This is a genomic window from Hydrogenophaga sp. SNF1 (assembly GCF_034421675.1).
GTDB classification, from domain to species: Bacteria; Pseudomonadota; Gammaproteobacteria; order Burkholderiales; family Burkholderiaceae_C; genus Hydrogenophaga; species Hydrogenophaga borbori.
Genome location: NZ_CP139793.1, coordinates 2,688,778 through 2,701,797, shown reverse-complemented (window position 1 = coordinate 2,701,797; position 13,020 = coordinate 2,688,778). Strand labels below are relative to the sequence as shown.

Annotated in this window: 14 protein-coding genes; 3 read left to right on the top strand and 11 right to left on the bottom strand. The window is 70.3% G+C overall.

Features of this window, described 5'->3' with window-relative positions:
- Positions 1-20: 20 nt before the first annotated feature.
- The 5 genes from SOM08_RS12890 to SOM08_RS12870 all read right to left on the bottom strand — a co-directional run bounded on the left by SOM08_RS12890 (position 21) and on the right by SOM08_RS12870 (position 4,755).
- Positions 21-158: a cbb3-type cytochrome oxidase subunit 3 gene (locus SOM08_RS12890; protein WP_116957049.1), complete on the bottom strand. Its 138-nt coding sequence runs from the start codon at positions 156-158 to the stop codon at positions 21-23.
- A 12-nt stretch (positions 159-170) separates the two neighbouring features.
- A complete protein-coding gene (gene ccoO, locus SOM08_RS12885; RefSeq protein WP_116957048.1) occupies positions 171-797 on the bottom strand; it encodes a cytochrome-c oxidase, cbb3-type subunit II in 627 nt (208 codons plus the stop codon).
- A gap of 10 nt (positions 798-807) precedes the next feature.
- A complete protein-coding gene (gene ccoN, locus SOM08_RS12880) occupies positions 808-2,256 on the bottom strand; it encodes a cytochrome-c oxidase, cbb3-type subunit I (RefSeq protein WP_116957047.1) in 1,449 nt (482 codons plus the stop codon).
- Positions 2,257-2,334: 78 nt separating this feature from the next.
- Positions 2,335-2,472, bottom strand: coding sequence for a cbb3-type cytochrome oxidase assembly protein CcoS (ccoS, locus tag SOM08_RS12875; protein ID WP_070399956.1), 138 nt, complete (start codon positions 2,470-2,472; stop codon positions 2,335-2,337).
- A 6-nt stretch (positions 2,473-2,478) separates the two neighbouring features.
- Entirely contained in the window at positions 2,479-4,755 is a 2,277-nt protein-coding gene (locus tag SOM08_RS12870; protein WP_116957046.1) for a heavy metal translocating P-type ATPase, read from the bottom strand.
- A 115-nt stretch (positions 4,756-4,870) separates the two neighbouring features.
- Here SOM08_RS12870 and SOM08_RS12865 point away from each other — a divergent pair, with 115 nt between their 5' ends.
- Positions 4,871-5,314 carry a universal stress protein gene (locus tag SOM08_RS12865; RefSeq protein WP_116957045.1) on the top strand — a complete coding sequence of 148 codons (444 nt, stop codon included), beginning with the start codon at positions 4,871-4,873 and terminating at the stop codon, positions 5,312-5,314.
- A gap of 41 nt (positions 5,315-5,355) precedes the next feature.
- Here the strand turns inward: SOM08_RS12865 and SOM08_RS12860 are convergent, their stop codons facing one another.
- From SOM08_RS12860 to SOM08_RS12835, 6 genes are all read right to left on the bottom strand, one after another.
- Positions 5,356-6,915 carry a malonate--CoA ligase gene (locus tag SOM08_RS12860; RefSeq protein WP_116957044.1) on the bottom strand — a complete coding sequence of 520 codons (1,560 nt, stop codon included), beginning with the start codon at positions 6,913-6,915 and terminating at the stop codon, positions 5,356-5,358.
- An 8-nt stretch (positions 6,916-6,923) separates the two neighbouring features.
- Positions 6,924-7,694, bottom strand: coding sequence for an enoyl-CoA hydratase/isomerase family protein (locus SOM08_RS12855; RefSeq protein WP_116957043.1), 771 nt, complete (start codon positions 7,692-7,694; stop codon positions 6,924-6,926).
- A gap of 4 nt (positions 7,695-7,698) precedes the next feature.
- The gene (locus tag SOM08_RS12850) at positions 7,699-8,694 is read right to left on the bottom strand and encodes a Bug family tripartite tricarboxylate transporter substrate binding protein (RefSeq protein WP_116957042.1); all 996 of its coding nucleotides are present in this window, start codon (positions 8,692-8,694) and stop codon (positions 7,699-7,701) included.
- A gap of 52 nt (positions 8,695-8,746) precedes the next feature.
- A complete protein-coding gene (locus SOM08_RS12845; RefSeq protein ID WP_245980755.1) occupies positions 8,747-10,156 on the bottom strand; it encodes a malonyl-CoA decarboxylase in 1,410 nt (469 codons plus the stop codon).
- Positions 10,153-10,821: a GntR family transcriptional regulator gene (locus SOM08_RS12840; protein ID WP_070399950.1), complete on the bottom strand. Its 669-nt coding sequence runs from the start codon at positions 10,819-10,821 to the stop codon at positions 10,153-10,155. Before SOM08_RS12840 ends, SOM08_RS12845 begins: the two co-directional genes overlap by 4 nt.
- 88 nt (positions 10,822-10,909) lie before the next feature.
- Positions 10,910-11,329, bottom strand: coding sequence for a PaaI family thioesterase (locus SOM08_RS12835; RefSeq protein WP_070399949.1), 420 nt, complete (start codon positions 11,327-11,329; stop codon positions 10,910-10,912).
- 219 nt (positions 11,330-11,548) lie between these two features.
- On the opposite strand from SOM08_RS12835, the gene SOM08_RS12830 reads away from it, so the two are divergent.
- Positions 11,549-11,920: a hypothetical protein gene (locus tag SOM08_RS12830; protein WP_322469062.1), complete on the top strand. Its 372-nt coding sequence runs from the start codon at positions 11,549-11,551 to the stop codon at positions 11,918-11,920.
- Positions 11,899-13,014 (top strand): hypothetical protein, encoded by a 1,116-nt coding sequence (locus SOM08_RS12825; RefSeq protein ID WP_322469061.1) that lies wholly within the window; start codon positions 11,899-11,901, stop codon positions 13,012-13,014. The genes SOM08_RS12830 and SOM08_RS12825 overlap by 22 nt, the downstream gene beginning before the upstream one ends.
- Positions 13,015-13,020: the final 6 nt, after the last annotated feature.

Sequence of the window (13,020 nt, the reverse complement as noted above, 5' to 3'; positions counted from 1 at the left end):
TTCCCGTGTGTGGGGGTGGCTCATTCGTCCTGGAACGGCAGGCGGGCGGCCTCGTCGAAGCGCTCGCGGTTGCGGCGCGACCAGGCCCAGACCACGATGCCCAGGAAGACCAGCAGGCTGATGACGGTGACGATGGAACGCAGGGTGTTGATGTCCATGGCAGCCTCTCGCTATTTCAAAGCGGTGCCCAGCACCTGCAGGTAGGCGATGAGCGCGTCCATCTCGGTCTTGCCCTTCGCCGCCTCGCTGGAGGCGGTGATCTCCTCGTCGCTGTAGGGAGCGCCCAGGGTGCGCAGCGCCTTCATGCGCGCAGGCAGGCCAGCGGCATCGACGGGTTTCTTCTCCAGCCAGCTGTAGGCCGGCATGTTGGACTCGGGCACCACGTCGCGCGGGTTGTTCAGGTGGATGCGGTGCCATTCGTCGCTGTAGCGGCCGCCCACGCGTGCCAGGTCGGGGCCGGTGCGCTTGCTGCCCCACTGGAACGGGCGGTCGTAGACGAACTCGCCGGCCACCGAGTAGTGGCCGTAGCGCAGGGTCTCGGCCTGGAAGGGGCGGATCATCTGCGAGTGGCAGTTGTAGCAGCCCTCTTTCACGTAAACGTCGCGGCCCGCGAGCTGCAAGGCGGTGTAGGGCTTGAGCCCTTCCACCGGCTGCGTGGTGGATTTCTGGAAGAACAGCGGCACGATTTCGACCAGGCCGCCGACCGAGACCACCAGGACGATCAGCACGATCATCAGGAAGTTGCTGGTCTCGATGCGCTCGTGCGTGAAGCCGGTGGGTTTGTCTTGTTGCGACATGCGATTCACCTCAGGCGTGGGCGGGTTGGGCGGCCGGAATGCTCACCGGCTCGATGCGGCCGTTGCGCGCCGTCATCACCGTGTTCCAGAGCATCACGCACATGCCGGCCAGGTACAGCACGCCCCCGGCCAGACGGATCACGTAGAACGGGAAGGTGGCCTTGACCGATTCGACGAAGGTGTAGGTCAGGCTGCCATCGGGGTTGACGGCGCGCCACATCAGGCCCTGCATCACGCCAGCGATCCACATGGCGGCGATGTAGAGCACGATGCCGATGGTGGCGATCCAGAAGTGCAGCTCGATCGCGGGCACCGAATACATCTTCTTCTGGCCGTACAGGCGCGGGATCAGGTAGTACATGGAGCCCATGGTCACCAGGCCGACCCAGCCCAGGGCGCCCGAGTGCACGTGACCGATGGTCCAGTCGGTGTAGTGCGACAGCGCGTTCACCGTCTTGATGGACATCATCGGCCCCTCGAAGGTCGACATGCCGTAGAACGAGAGCGAGACGATCAGGAAGCGCAGGATCGGGTCGTCGCGCAGTTTGTGCCAGGCGCCCGACAGCGTCATGATGCCGTTGATCATGCCGCCCCAGCTGGGCGCCAGCAGGATGAGCGAGAACACCATGCCCACGGACTGCGCCCAGTCGGGCAGCGCGGTGTAGTGCAGGTGGTGCGGCCCCGCCCACATGTAGGTGAAGATCAGCGCCCAGAAGTGCACGATGGACAGCCGGTACGAATACACCGGGCGCTCGGCCTGCTTGGGGATGAAGTAGTACATCATCCCGAGGAAGCCGGCCGTGAGGAAGAAGCCCACGGCGTTGTGGCCGTACCACCACTGCACCATGGCGTCCTGCACGCCCGCGTAGGCCGAGTAGCTCTTGGTGAGGCTCACCGGCAGGGCCGCGCTGTTGACGATGTGCAGCAGCGCCACGGCCAGGATGAACCCACCGAAGAACCAGTTGGCGACGTAGATGTGGCGCACCTTGCGCAGGCCGATGGTGCCGAAGAACACCACCGCATAGGCCACCCACACCAGCGCGATCAGGATGTCGATCGGCCACTCGAGCTCGGCGTACTCCTTGCCCTGCGTCATGCCCAGGGGCAGCGTGATGGCCGCCAGCACGATGACCACCTGCCAGCCCCAGAAGGTGAAAGCGGCCAGGCCGTCGGAGAACAGCCGGACCTGGCTGGTGCGCTGCACCACGTAGTAGCTGGCGGCGAACAGGCCGCAGCCGCCGAAGGCGAAGATGACCGCGTTGGTGTGCAGCGGTCGCAAGCGGCCGTAGCTGAGCCATTCGATGCCCAGGTTGAGGGCCGGCCAGGTGAGCTGCGCGGCGATGATCACGCCGACGAGCATGCCCACCACGCCCCAGAAAACGGTGGCCAGGGCGAACTGCCTGACCACCTTGTCGTTGTAGACCGTGGGGTCGGCGGATGCCTTGTGGTTGACGGCCATGCAGATACTCCTCTCGATGTTGCACCGGGAGTGTCCCGGTCCGGCGGCCGGACCGGCTTGACCTAGGTCAAGCCGGTGTCATTCCTCGTGGAGGATGCGTTCGCCTTCGCGCTCGACGCCGTCGAACTGGCCCGACTGCAGCGCCCACCAGAACACACCGATGACGCCAAAGACGATGAGGACCGACAGCGGGATCAGCAGGTACAGGACATCCATGGCGGCTCAGCCTTTCGGTTCAGGGTCGGGGCGGCTCAGGCGCCACGCGTTGCCGATGACCAGCAGCGAGCTGGCGGCCATGCCCAGGCCGGCCAGCCAGGGCGGCATCCAGCCGATCAGCGCCAGCGGCACGCAGACCGCGTTGTAGAGCGCCGCCCAGGCCAGGTTCTGGCGCACCACGCGCCGCGTGCGCCGGGCCTGCAGCAGGCTGTCCACCACGTCCATCACGCGCCCGCCCTGCACCACGGCGTCGCTGCGCGCCTGCGCCAGCGGCGCGGCGCGGCCGAGCGCGAAGGAAGCGTCGGCCCAGGCCAGCACCGGGCCGTCGTTCAGGCCGTCGCCCACCATGGCGACGCGCCAGCCTTGGCGCTGCAGGGCCTGAACCTCGGCCAGCTTGCGCTCGGGCGTGGCCTCGGCCAGCACATGGTCCACGCCCACAGCCTGGCCAATGCGGTGGGCCTGGGAGGCGCGGTCGCCCGACAGCAGCCAGGTCTGCATGCCCAGGGCGCGCAGACGCTGCACCGCCACGCGCGCGTCCTCGCGCAGGCCCTCGCTGAGGGTGATGGTGGCCAGCCAGCCGTGCTCATCGACCAGGTAGGTGCGCGGACCCTCGGCATCGTGCTCGGGCATGGCGCCGGTGAACAGGGGCGAACCGAGCTTGAGCCAGCGCCCGTTGGCCAGGCGCGCGGAAATGCCCTGCCCCGGTTCCTCGTGCCAATCGAACAGGGGCTCGTCGGCCGGCGGGGCCGCCGCCGCGACGGCGCGCGCCACCGGGTGCAGCGAATCGCGCGCCAGCGCGGCCGCGAGCGCCAGCACCTGGGCACGGTCGGCGCCGCTGCGCAGCAGCACCTCGCGCAGCATCAGGTGCTCGCGCGTCAACGTGCCGGTCTTGTCGAACACCACCGCGTTCACCGAGGCCATGGACTCCAGCGCCTGCAGGCGGCGCACCAGCACGCCGCGGCGCGCCAGCACGCCGGCCGAGGCCAGCATGGCCGCCGGCGTGGCCAGCGACAGCGCGCAGGGGCAGGTGACGATGAGCACGGCCACGGCGATGGCCAGGGCGCGCGAGGGATCGACCTGCCACCAGGCAAAGGCGGCGGCCGCGGCGGCCAGCATCACCAGCACCAGGAAAGGCCCGGCGATGCGGTCGGCCAGCACGGCCAGACGCGGCTTGTCGGTGGCGGCGCGCTCCATCAGCCGCACGATCTGGGCGTAGCGCGTGTCCACGCCCACGCGGTCGAGCCGCAGGCGCACCGGCCCGGCGAGGTTGAGGCTGCCGGCCACCAGGGCATCGCCGCAGCGCCGCGTCTGCGGGCGCGCCTCGCCGGTCAGCAGGGCCTCGTCGACCGAGGCGCGCGCATCGAGCAGCACGCCGTCGCCGGGAAAAGCCTCGCCGGCGCGCACCCAGACCACGTCGCCGGCCGCCAGCCGGCGCACCGAGACGGTTTCGCGCGCGCCGTCGGCGCGCTCGCGCTCGCAGGTGGCGGGCAGGCGATTGATCAACGCGTCCAGCGCGCCGGCCGTGCGCTGGCGCAGGCGCGCCTCCAGGTAGCGCCCGCCGAGCAGGAAGAACACGAACATGGTGAGCGAGTCGAACCAGACCTCGTGCCCCCAGGGGCCGCTGGGGTCGAAGGTGGCGGCCGAGCTGGCGAGAAAGGTGACCAGGATGCCCACGGACACCGGCGTGTCCATGCCGATGCGGCGGGCCTTGAGATCGGCCCAGGCGCGCTCGAAGAAGGGGCCGCTGGCGAAGAACACCACCGGCAGGCTGATGACCCAGCTGGCCCAGCGCAGCAGCTGTTCGATGTCGGGCGGGATGTCGCCCGGCGCGGCCACATAGGCGGGCCACGCGTACATCATCACCTGCATCATGCAGAAGCCGGCGACGAACAGGCGCCACAGGGCCTGGCGGGTTTCACGCAGGCGCTCATCGATGGACAGGGCCTGCTGCAGCGGCAGCAGCCGGTAGCCTCGGTCGCCCACGCGCCGGGCCAGTTCGGACAGGCGCACCCGGGCGGGGTCCCAGCGCAGCTGCAGGCGGCGCGTGCCGGCGTGCACGCGGACCAGATCCACGCCGGGCACGCCGTCCAGCGCGGATTCGATGGTGTCGGCGCAGGCTGCGCAGGTCATGCCCTGCACCACCAGCACCGACTCGCGCTGCGCGTCCACCCCGTCCACCGGCTGGGTGAACGCGGCCTGCTCGACGGGGTCGTCGAGCACGGCGAAGTCATCGGTGACCGTGAGGGGGCCCCGGTGCTCGCTCGACCAGGTGGCGGAACTCATGGGGGCGTAGGGTACTCGCAAAGGCTGCGCCATCCCCTTGACGCAGGTCAAGCCGGGCCGCGCCGCCCGGGAGTAGCCTGGGGCTCCGTTCCATCATTCCCTGAGGAGAAGAACCATGTACAAGCGAATCCTCGTCGCCACCGATGGCTCCAAGCTGTCCCAGAAGGCCGTGGAGCACGCCCTGTCTCTGGCGGACCTGACCGGCGCCGAAGTGGTGGCCCTGAAGGTGGTGCCGCGCTACCCGCAGACCTACTTCGAAGGCGGCGTGACCCTGGCGGCCTCCGAGGTGGCCCGCATCGAGAAGCAGTGGCAGACCGAAGCCATGGACGCGGTGAACGCGGTCAAGGCGGCCGGGCAGCTGATGGAGGTGAAGGTCAAGCCGGTCACGGCCAAGGGCGACCTGATCGCGGAAGCCATCATCGCCACGGCCAAGAAGCAGAAGTGCGACCTGATCGTGATGGCCTCGCACGGGCGGCGCGGCATCAAGCGGCTGCTGCTCGGCAGCGAGACGCAGCAGGTGCTGACGCATTCGCACACGCCGGTGCTGGTGCTGCGGTAAGCCAGGCGCGAACGCCGCCCGGGCGCCCGCCCCCCTCGCTTTCACGCGAACAGTCCCTTGTACTGTTCGCGCAGCAGGTTTTTCTGCACCTTGCCCATGGTGTTGCGCGGCAGCTCGCTCACCACGAAGCAGCGCTTGGGAATCTTGAAGTTCGCCAGCCGCGCCTTCAGCGCCCCGATCAGCACCTCGGGGTCCGGCGCGCCTTCCGGGCGGGGAATCACGATGGCCACGCCCACCTCGCCGAAGTCGGGGTGCGGCACGCCCACCACCGCACTCTCGGCCACGCCGGGCATCTCGTTCAGCGCACCCTCGATCTCGGCCGGGTAGACGTTGTAGCCGCCCGAGATGATCAGGTCCTTGCTGCGCCCCACGATGGTCACGTAGCCGCGCTCGTCGATGCGGCCCACGTCGCCCGTCTTGAAGTAGCCGTCGGTGGTGAACTCCTCGGCCGTCTTCTCGGGCATGCGCCAGTAGCCCGCGAACACGTTGGGCCCGCGCACCTGGATGCCGCCGATCTCGCCCGTTTCCACCGGACGGCCCGCCTCGTCCACCACGCGCAGGCTCACGCCCGGCAGCGGGAAGCCCACCGTGCCGCCCCGGCGCTCGCGCTCGCCGTTGTGGCGCTCGTCGGGCGCGTAGGGGTTGGAGGTGAGCATGATGGTCTCACTCATGCCGTAGCGCTCCAGGATGGTGTGGCCCGTGCGCTCCCTCCATTCGTTGAAGGTCTCGATCAGCAGCGGCGCCGAGCCCGAGACGAACAGCCGCATGCCCGCCACCCGTTCGCGCGTGAGCGAGGGCTCGGCCAGCATGCGCGTGTACAGCGTGGGCACGCCCATGAACACGGTGGCGCGCGGCAGCAGGCCGATGACGGCCTTGGGATCGAACCTGTTGAGCCACAGCATGGCGCTGCCATTGATGAGCGCGCCGTGGATGGCCACGAACAGGCCATGCACATGGAAGATGGGCAGCGCGTGGATCAGCACGTCGCCCCGCTGCCAGCCCCAGTACGACTGCAGCACGCGCGCGTTGCTCAGCATGTTGCCGTGCGTGAGCATGGCGCCCTTGCTGCGCCCCGTGGTGCCGCTGGTGTAGATGATGACCGCGAGGTCGTCGGGCCCGCTGTGCGCCACGGCGTGGGTGTCGGCGTGGTGCGAGGCGCGCTCCAGCAGCGTGCCGCCGCGGTCTTCGCCGAGCGTGAACACGTGGCGCGTGCCGGCCTTGAACGCGATCTTGCTGACCCAGCCGAAGTTGGCCGGGCTGCACACCACCACGGCGGGCTCGGCATTGCCCACGAAGTACTCGATCTCGCCGGACTGGTAGGCGGTGTTGAGCGGCAGGTACACATGGCCGCTGCGCAGCACCGCCAGGTAGAGGATGAGGTTCTCCACCGACTTCTCCACCTGCACCGCGATGCGCGAGCGCGCCGGCAGCCCCAGGCCGTCGATCAGGTTGGCCAGCATGGCACTGGCGCGGTCGAGGTCGCGCCAGCTGTAGCGCAGGCCGTCGCTGGCGCCACCCACCACCTCCACGGCGGTGGTGTCCAGGTCGGCGGGGAAGGCCGCGCGAAGCGCGGCGTAGAGGTTGTGGTTCTGCGGGTTCATGGAGGGACTCAGAAAGCGGGCGTTCGCTTGTCGAGAAAGGCGGCGATGCCTTCCCGGTGCTCGGCGTGACCGGCGTAATCGTAGGCGCTGTCGAGCAGCGCGTCGGCGCGCGCGCCGCCGGCCAGGGCGCGCAGGGTGCGCTTGTTCAGCCGCGCGGCCGCGGGCGAGAGCGTGGCCATGCGCCGCGCGCGCGCCAGCACCTCCTCGGCCAGCAGGGCGTCGGGCACCACGGCGTGCAGGAAACCGCGCGAGAGCATGGTGGGCGCGTCCAGCACGGCCGCCTGCAACAGCATCTCGCGCGCGCTGGCCAGGCCGGCCTCGCGCGCCACCAGCTCGGCCTCGCGCGGGGCCATGGGAAAGCCCAGGCGCGCGATGGGCGCGCCGAAGCGGGCCGAGGCGCTGGCCACGCGGATGTCGCAACAGCAGGCGATCTCCACGCCCGCGCCCATGCAATGGCCGTCGATCATCGCGATGACCGGCTTGTCGCACGCCAGCAGCGCGGACAGCCCGCCCCAGACCTCGCGCTCGTGGAAGTCGCGCAGGCTGGCCTCGTCGAAGCGAAAGCCAGGGTACTCGGCGATGTCGCCGCCCGCGCAGAAGTGGCCGCCCTCGCCCGCCACGACCAGCGCGCGCACCTCGGCGCGCGCGGCCACGGCGGCCAGGGCCTCGGCGAGCTCGCGCCACATCGCGCGCGACATGGCATTGAACTTCGCCGGGCGGCGCAGGGTCAGGCGCGCGATGGCGCCGTCGATGGCCAGGTGCAGTCCGTCGGCGGGCAATCCATCACTCCAGCTTGGCGCCCGAGGCCTTGACCACCTGGGCCCACTTGCGCACCTCGGTGCTGACGAACTGGCCGAAGGCCGGGCCGGTGATGTCGGGGAACTCCGCGCCCTGGGCGGCCCACACGCCCTTGGCCTCGTCGGTGCTGCAGGCCTTGCGGATCTCCTCGATCGCGCGCGCCTGTGCGTCGGCCGGCGTGCCCTTGGGCGCCCACACGCCGTACCAGGTGGTCACGTTGTACTGGGGCAGGCCCACCTCGGCCGCGCAGGGCACGTCGGGGAAGGCCGGGTTGCGCTTGGCGCCCGACACCATCATGGGTTTGATGCGCCCGCCCTTGATGTGGCCGGCCGAGGAGCCCAGGCCGTCGAACATGAGGTCCACGTTGCCCGCGATCAGGTCGGCCAGCGCCGGGCCGGCGCCCCGGTAGGGAATGTGCGTGATGAAGGTGTTGGTCTGCTGCTTGAACAGCTCGCCCGCCAGGTGGTGCGAGGTGCCGCTGCCGGCCGAGGCGTAGTTGAGCTTGCCCGGATTGGCCTTGACCTGCGCCAGAAAGGCCTTGAAGTCGGGTGCGGTGATGTTCTTCGGGTTCACCACCACCACCTGCGGCACGCTGGCCACCAGGATCAGCGGCACCAGGTCGGTCTCGATGTTGTAGTCCAGCTTGGGGTACATGCTGGGCGCGATGGAGTGGTGCACGGCGCCCATGAACAGGGTGTATCCGTCGGGCGCGGCCTTGGCCGCGATGCTGGCACCCACGGTGCCGCCGGCGCCGCCGCGGTTGTCGATGACCAGCGCCTTGCCCGACAGGCGCGCGAACGAGGCCGCCATCGGGCGCGCGAAGGCGTCGGTGCCGCCGCCGGCCGGGAACGGCACGACCATGGTCACCGGGCGCGAAGGCCAGGTCGATTGCGCGCGCGCGACCTGGCTGCCGATGGGGCCGAGCACGGCGCTCGCGGCGGCGGCGCGCAGCAGCGCGCGCCGTTGGATGGGCTGGTTCATGTGGTCTCCTTGGTGGTTATGAAGCCGACGCGACCTGGCGCCCAGGTCCGCGTCAACGGTACAGGGCCTCGACGGCCCCGCCTATCGGGACTTTTCCCGCTGCCAGCATGGCCCTGTGCTTGTCCAGGCGCCGCAGGTCGTACAGGTAGTTCACCATCAGGCCGAAGGACTGCTTGTTGCCCTTGGCCGAGGGATCGCCACCCCAATGGATGCGCTCGATCCGCGCGCCGTTGCCCAGGTGGAAGCGCGCCACCGGGTCCAGCGGCTCGCCGTCGCGCAGTTCCTGGCCCAGGTAGCGCGCGGCCCAGGCGAGCAGGGCCTGGCGCTCGGGCGCCTTCTCGTCGAGTTCCGTCCAGCGCTCCCAGGCGGCGAGCAGCGCGGACGGGGCCTGCCGGGACAGCCAGGCGCGCAGGCCCGGAATGGGCGACAGGGTGGCGAAGGTGCGCAGGCGCGGGAATTCCTCTTTCAGCGTCTCCACCACGCGCTTGATCAGCGAGTCGCCGAAGCTCACGCCGCGCAGGCCAACCTGGGTGCTGCTGATGGAATAGAAGATGGCGGTGGTGGCGCGCGAGAGGTCGGCCGGCGCGGCCGACTCGTCCAGCAGCGGCGTGATGCTGCCGGCGATGTCGTTCATCAGCGCCACCTCCACGAAGATCAGCGGCTCGCCCGGCAGGCGCGGGTGGAAGAAGCCGTAGCAGCGGCGGTCGCTGTCCAGCCGGTTCTTCATGTCGGCCCAGCCGCGCACGTCGTGCACCGCCTCGTAGCGGATGAGCTTTTCGATCAACGAGGCCGGCGAATCCCAGCTGATGCGGCGCAGCTCCAGGAAGCCGACGTCGAACCAGGTGGAGAACATGTACTCCATCTCCACGTCCAGCGCCTGCAGGCGCGGCTCCTGGCGCAGCGCGGGCTGCAGTTCGGCGCGCAGCGCCACCAGGAAGGGTATGCCCTGGGGGTTGGCGCTGAAGCGCTGCAGGATGCGCCGGCGCGGCGACACCGTGGCGCGCCGGTAGCGCACCTCGGCGGCGGCCTCGTCGGGCGTTCCCACGGCCGCCTGGTACTCCGACTGGGCCCGCTTCACCTTCTGCGGGTCGGCCATGAAGTGCTCGCTCATGAGCAGCCACAGGTCGCGGCGCTGGGCGGGCTCGGCCTTGCCGTACCAGTCGATCAGGGCCTGCGCCCGCCGTCCACCCTCCACCTCGCTGACCATGGGGTCCACCACCGCCTTGATGTCGTTCAGCAGGCGGCGCAAGGCGCGCGGCGCCAGGGCCTCGCCTTCCTGGCGCAGGCGCGCGCCGAGGCGCTCGGCGGTGGAGCGCGGCGCGGGGGCTGGCGCGGCCGAAACGGCCGGGCGAAGGCGCGAGACGCGCTCGGCGATCCACTGCGGGGGGTCGAGGCGGATGCCCCCACGCTGCGCGCGCCGCGCCGCGGACCGAAGGCCTTGCAAGGGCCGGCCCAGGCTCATGCGCTCAACCTCGACTTCTGCTGCCGCGCCAGCTCGCGCAGCGCCACGCGCTGGCGCGTGAGGTGGGTGCGCATGGCCGCCTCGGCGCCCTCGGCGTCGCGCGCCTTGAGCGCGGCGAACACGGCCAGGTGCTCCGACAGGCTCTGCTCCAGCCGGCCCGGCGCGCGCAGCTGCTGCTGCCGCGCCAGCTTGAGGATCTTGCGCAGGTCGCCGATGACCTGCGCCAGCCAGCGGTTGTCGGCCAGCGCGATGATGGCTTCGTGGATGGCGTAGTTGACGGCGTAGTACTCGTTGATGCGCTTGGCGCGCGCGGCGCGCTGGAGCTTGTCGTGCAACTGCTCCAGCGCGGCGAGTTCCGCGTCGCTGGCGTTGCCCGCGGCCTCGAACGCGCAGCGGCCCTCCAGCAGAGCGATCACGGGAAAGATCTCGTCGAGGTCGCGTTCGGTGACCTCGGCCACGAAGCAGCCGCGGCGCGGCTCGTGGCGCAGCAGCCCCTCGGCGGTGAGCACCTTGAGCGCCTCGCGCAGCGGCGTGCGCGAAATGCCCAGGGCCGCGCACAGGGCGGGTTCGTCCAGGTAACTGCCAGGCGCAAGCTCACCCGAGAAAATGCGCTCGCGCAGTTGCGAGGCCGCTTCATCGTGCAGGGAGTTGAGCACCACGCGCATGGGTAATCACTGGTAATTACAGCTAATTCTTCCAGTCGGGAACGGCGCCCCGGCACGGGGAAAACCCGTGCCACCGACCGGCGGCGGCTCAGCCACCGGCCTTGGGGTACAGCACCATCTGCGTGCAGCGGAACAGCGCCAGGGTCTTGCCGGTCTCGCGGTGGGTCACGGTGGCGTCCCACACCTGGGTGGTCCGGCCCAGGTGCGCGGCCTTGGCCACGCAGTCCAGCGTGCCTTCCAGTGCCGTGCCCAGGTGGTTGGACTTGAGTTCCACCGTGGTGAAACCGTTGGCGCCGGGCGGCAGGCTGGCCAGACAACCGCAGCCGGCCGAGGTGTCGGCCAACGTGACCAGGCTGCCCGCGTGCAGGAAGCCATTGGGCGCCATCAGGGCCTCGCGCACCGGCAGTTCGGCACGCACCTCGCCCGAGGCGACGTGGGTGACAACGAGACCCAGGTGGCCGGGCAGTTTGCCGGCGCTGCGCTGGTTGAAGCTTTCGGGGGTGATCATGGCTTGCTCTCCTCTCGTGGCGGCAGCGGCTGCGCCAGCGCCGCCCATTCTGCGGCATCGCTTCGATCCGCCCCACCGCCCCACCGCCCCACCGCCCCACCGCCCCACCGCCCCACCACGCAGCCATGACGGCGCCTCGCCAGCGGGAACCCCCAACCCCCGCCCGCGACGAACCCGCGCCCGTGCCGGACGGCACGCCACACGAAGGTTCAGCCCGCCATGCGCCCCGCCTCCGGCCCCCATGCCCTCACCAAGACCCGTGCCCGCAGCCTCTCCACCGGCACACGCCCCGAGGCCCTCCAATCCAGCGCCCTTACCCCACCACAACCGCCCCAGCGCCCGCCTCAGCCCCCCACCGACGTCCCGGTACCGGACCACTGGACGCACCCCGCCCTGGCGCCGCGCGGCCACCCCAAAGACGGCGACAAGCGCCAGGCGATCGAACAGGGGTTCAACCACCGCCTGAACGCGATGGCGTCGTGCGGCGTGCCACAGCGCGTGCGCCACGCCCACCGGGCCGCCACCGCGCTGATGGACCTGTTCGTGCTGTTCGGCTGCTCGACCACACGGTGGCGGCGTTCACCCAGCTGATGCACCGCTGCACGGACCCGCTGGACCCCGACTGGACGGCACTCGCCCGCTGGGTATGGGTGACGAAGGCCGCGCTGGGCCTGCTGTCCCCCGACGAAGACAGCGTGCCTCCCCAGTCCGACAGCGCGGTGCATGCCCCTTGCCTGGCCCTGTTCGCCTCGCACAGCGTGGCCTTGCGGCACACGCTGGCGCTCTTGTGTCCACCCGAATGGCTCCAGCCCGCGCAGGCGTTGCACGATCCGTCGGTGACGGTCCAGGAACTCTTCGCGCGCTGCCCGCCCGCGACCCGCCTCGCCGTGCTGCGCCTGCCTTTGCCCGGCCTCTGGCTGTCGATGCCCCTGCTTTTCGACCTGGACCAGTTCTTCGCGGACAACCCCGAGCTGCCCCTTGAACGGCAAGCCGATCAATTGGTGCACCTCCTGCCGCACCTGGATCACCGCATGGTGTTCGACGAACTCGCTGACACCTTGCACCGCTCGCTGGCGGCAGCCAATGCCAACGCGCTGATCGACCATTTGCGCCGGCGCCCCAATGCCTCTCTTTGGGCGTACTACATGTTCAGGGCCTTTCGCGAGCGCCTTGAAGAGTCGCCGTCCATGCTTCGGCCCCGGGGGCTGCCCGCGCTGCTGTCGTGGTGGGGGCGGGTCACGCTGTTGAGTTTGGCCCAGGACAACCGCGACCCCTGGGCCAACTGGCTGCTGTTCCTCAGTGCCTGCGCGAACCGGGAAAACTCAGACGAACCGCAGGAGCCGCTGTCGCCGGCCGATTGGCTCGTGCTCGGCCACTACCTGCCGCTCTGCCCCGAGCGGGCCATCGCCCGCAACCAACTCGAACAACTGTCGGGCGACCGGCTCAGCGCGCGGGCGCACGCCTACCTGCTGCTGGGCTGGCTGCGCCAGCGCTTCGCCGAAGTGGCCAGCCCCCCGTCCCCCGAACACGCTGTGCCCCTGGTTCCCCCATGGCTGTTCCAAACCGTGGCCGAAGCGGCGAAGGCCCTCACCCGGGGCTGGTCCCAGCCGGAGAAGGCGGCCTTGCGGAACGAACTCAAGCCCATGGCCACGCAGTACGGGCCGCTGAGGAAGCGGCACCCATGAGATCGC

Bases quoted from the DNA above. Each gene is read 5' to 3' on its own strand.
- SOM08_RS12890 (WP_116957049.1), bottom strand. From the start codon at position 158: ATGGACATCAACACCCTGCGTTCCATCGTCACCGTCATCAGCCTGCTG.
- ccoO (WP_116957048.1), bottom strand. From the start codon at position 797: ATGTCGCAACAAGACAAACCCACCGGCTTCACGCACGAGCGCATCGAG.
- ccoN (WP_116957047.1), bottom strand. From the start codon at position 2,256: ATGGCCGTCAACCACAAGGCATCCGCCGACCCCACGGTCTACAACGAC.
- ccoS (WP_070399956.1), bottom strand. From the start codon at position 2,472: ATGGATGTCCTGTACCTGCTGATCCCGCTGTCGGTCCTCATCGTCTTT.
- SOM08_RS12870 (WP_116957046.1), bottom strand. From the start codon at position 4,755: ATGAGTTCCGCCACCTGGTCGAGCGAGCACCGGGGCCCCCTCACGGTC.
- SOM08_RS12865 (WP_116957045.1), top strand. From the start codon at position 4,871: ATGTACAAGCGAATCCTCGTCGCCACCGATGGCTCCAAGCTGTCCCAG.
- SOM08_RS12860 (WP_116957044.1), bottom strand. From the start codon at position 6,915: ATGAACCCGCAGAACCACAACCTCTACGCCGCGCTTCGCGCGGCCTTC.
- SOM08_RS12850 (WP_116957042.1), bottom strand. From the start codon at position 8,694: ATGAACCAGCCCATCCAACGGCGCGCGCTGCTGCGCGCCGCCGCCGCG.
- SOM08_RS12845 (WP_245980755.1), bottom strand. From the start codon at position 10,156: ATGAGCCTGGGCCGGCCCTTGCAAGGCCTTCGGTCCGCGGCGCGGCGC.
- SOM08_RS12840 (WP_070399950.1), bottom strand. From the start codon at position 10,821: ATGCGCGTGGTGCTCAACTCCCTGCACGATGAAGCGGCCTCGCAACTG.
- SOM08_RS12835 (WP_070399949.1), bottom strand. From the start codon at position 11,329: ATGATCACCCCCGAAAGCTTCAACCAGCGCAGCGCCGGCAAACTGCCC.
- SOM08_RS12830 (WP_322469062.1), top strand. From the start codon at position 11,549: ATGCGCCCCGCCTCCGGCCCCCATGCCCTCACCAAGACCCGTGCCCGC.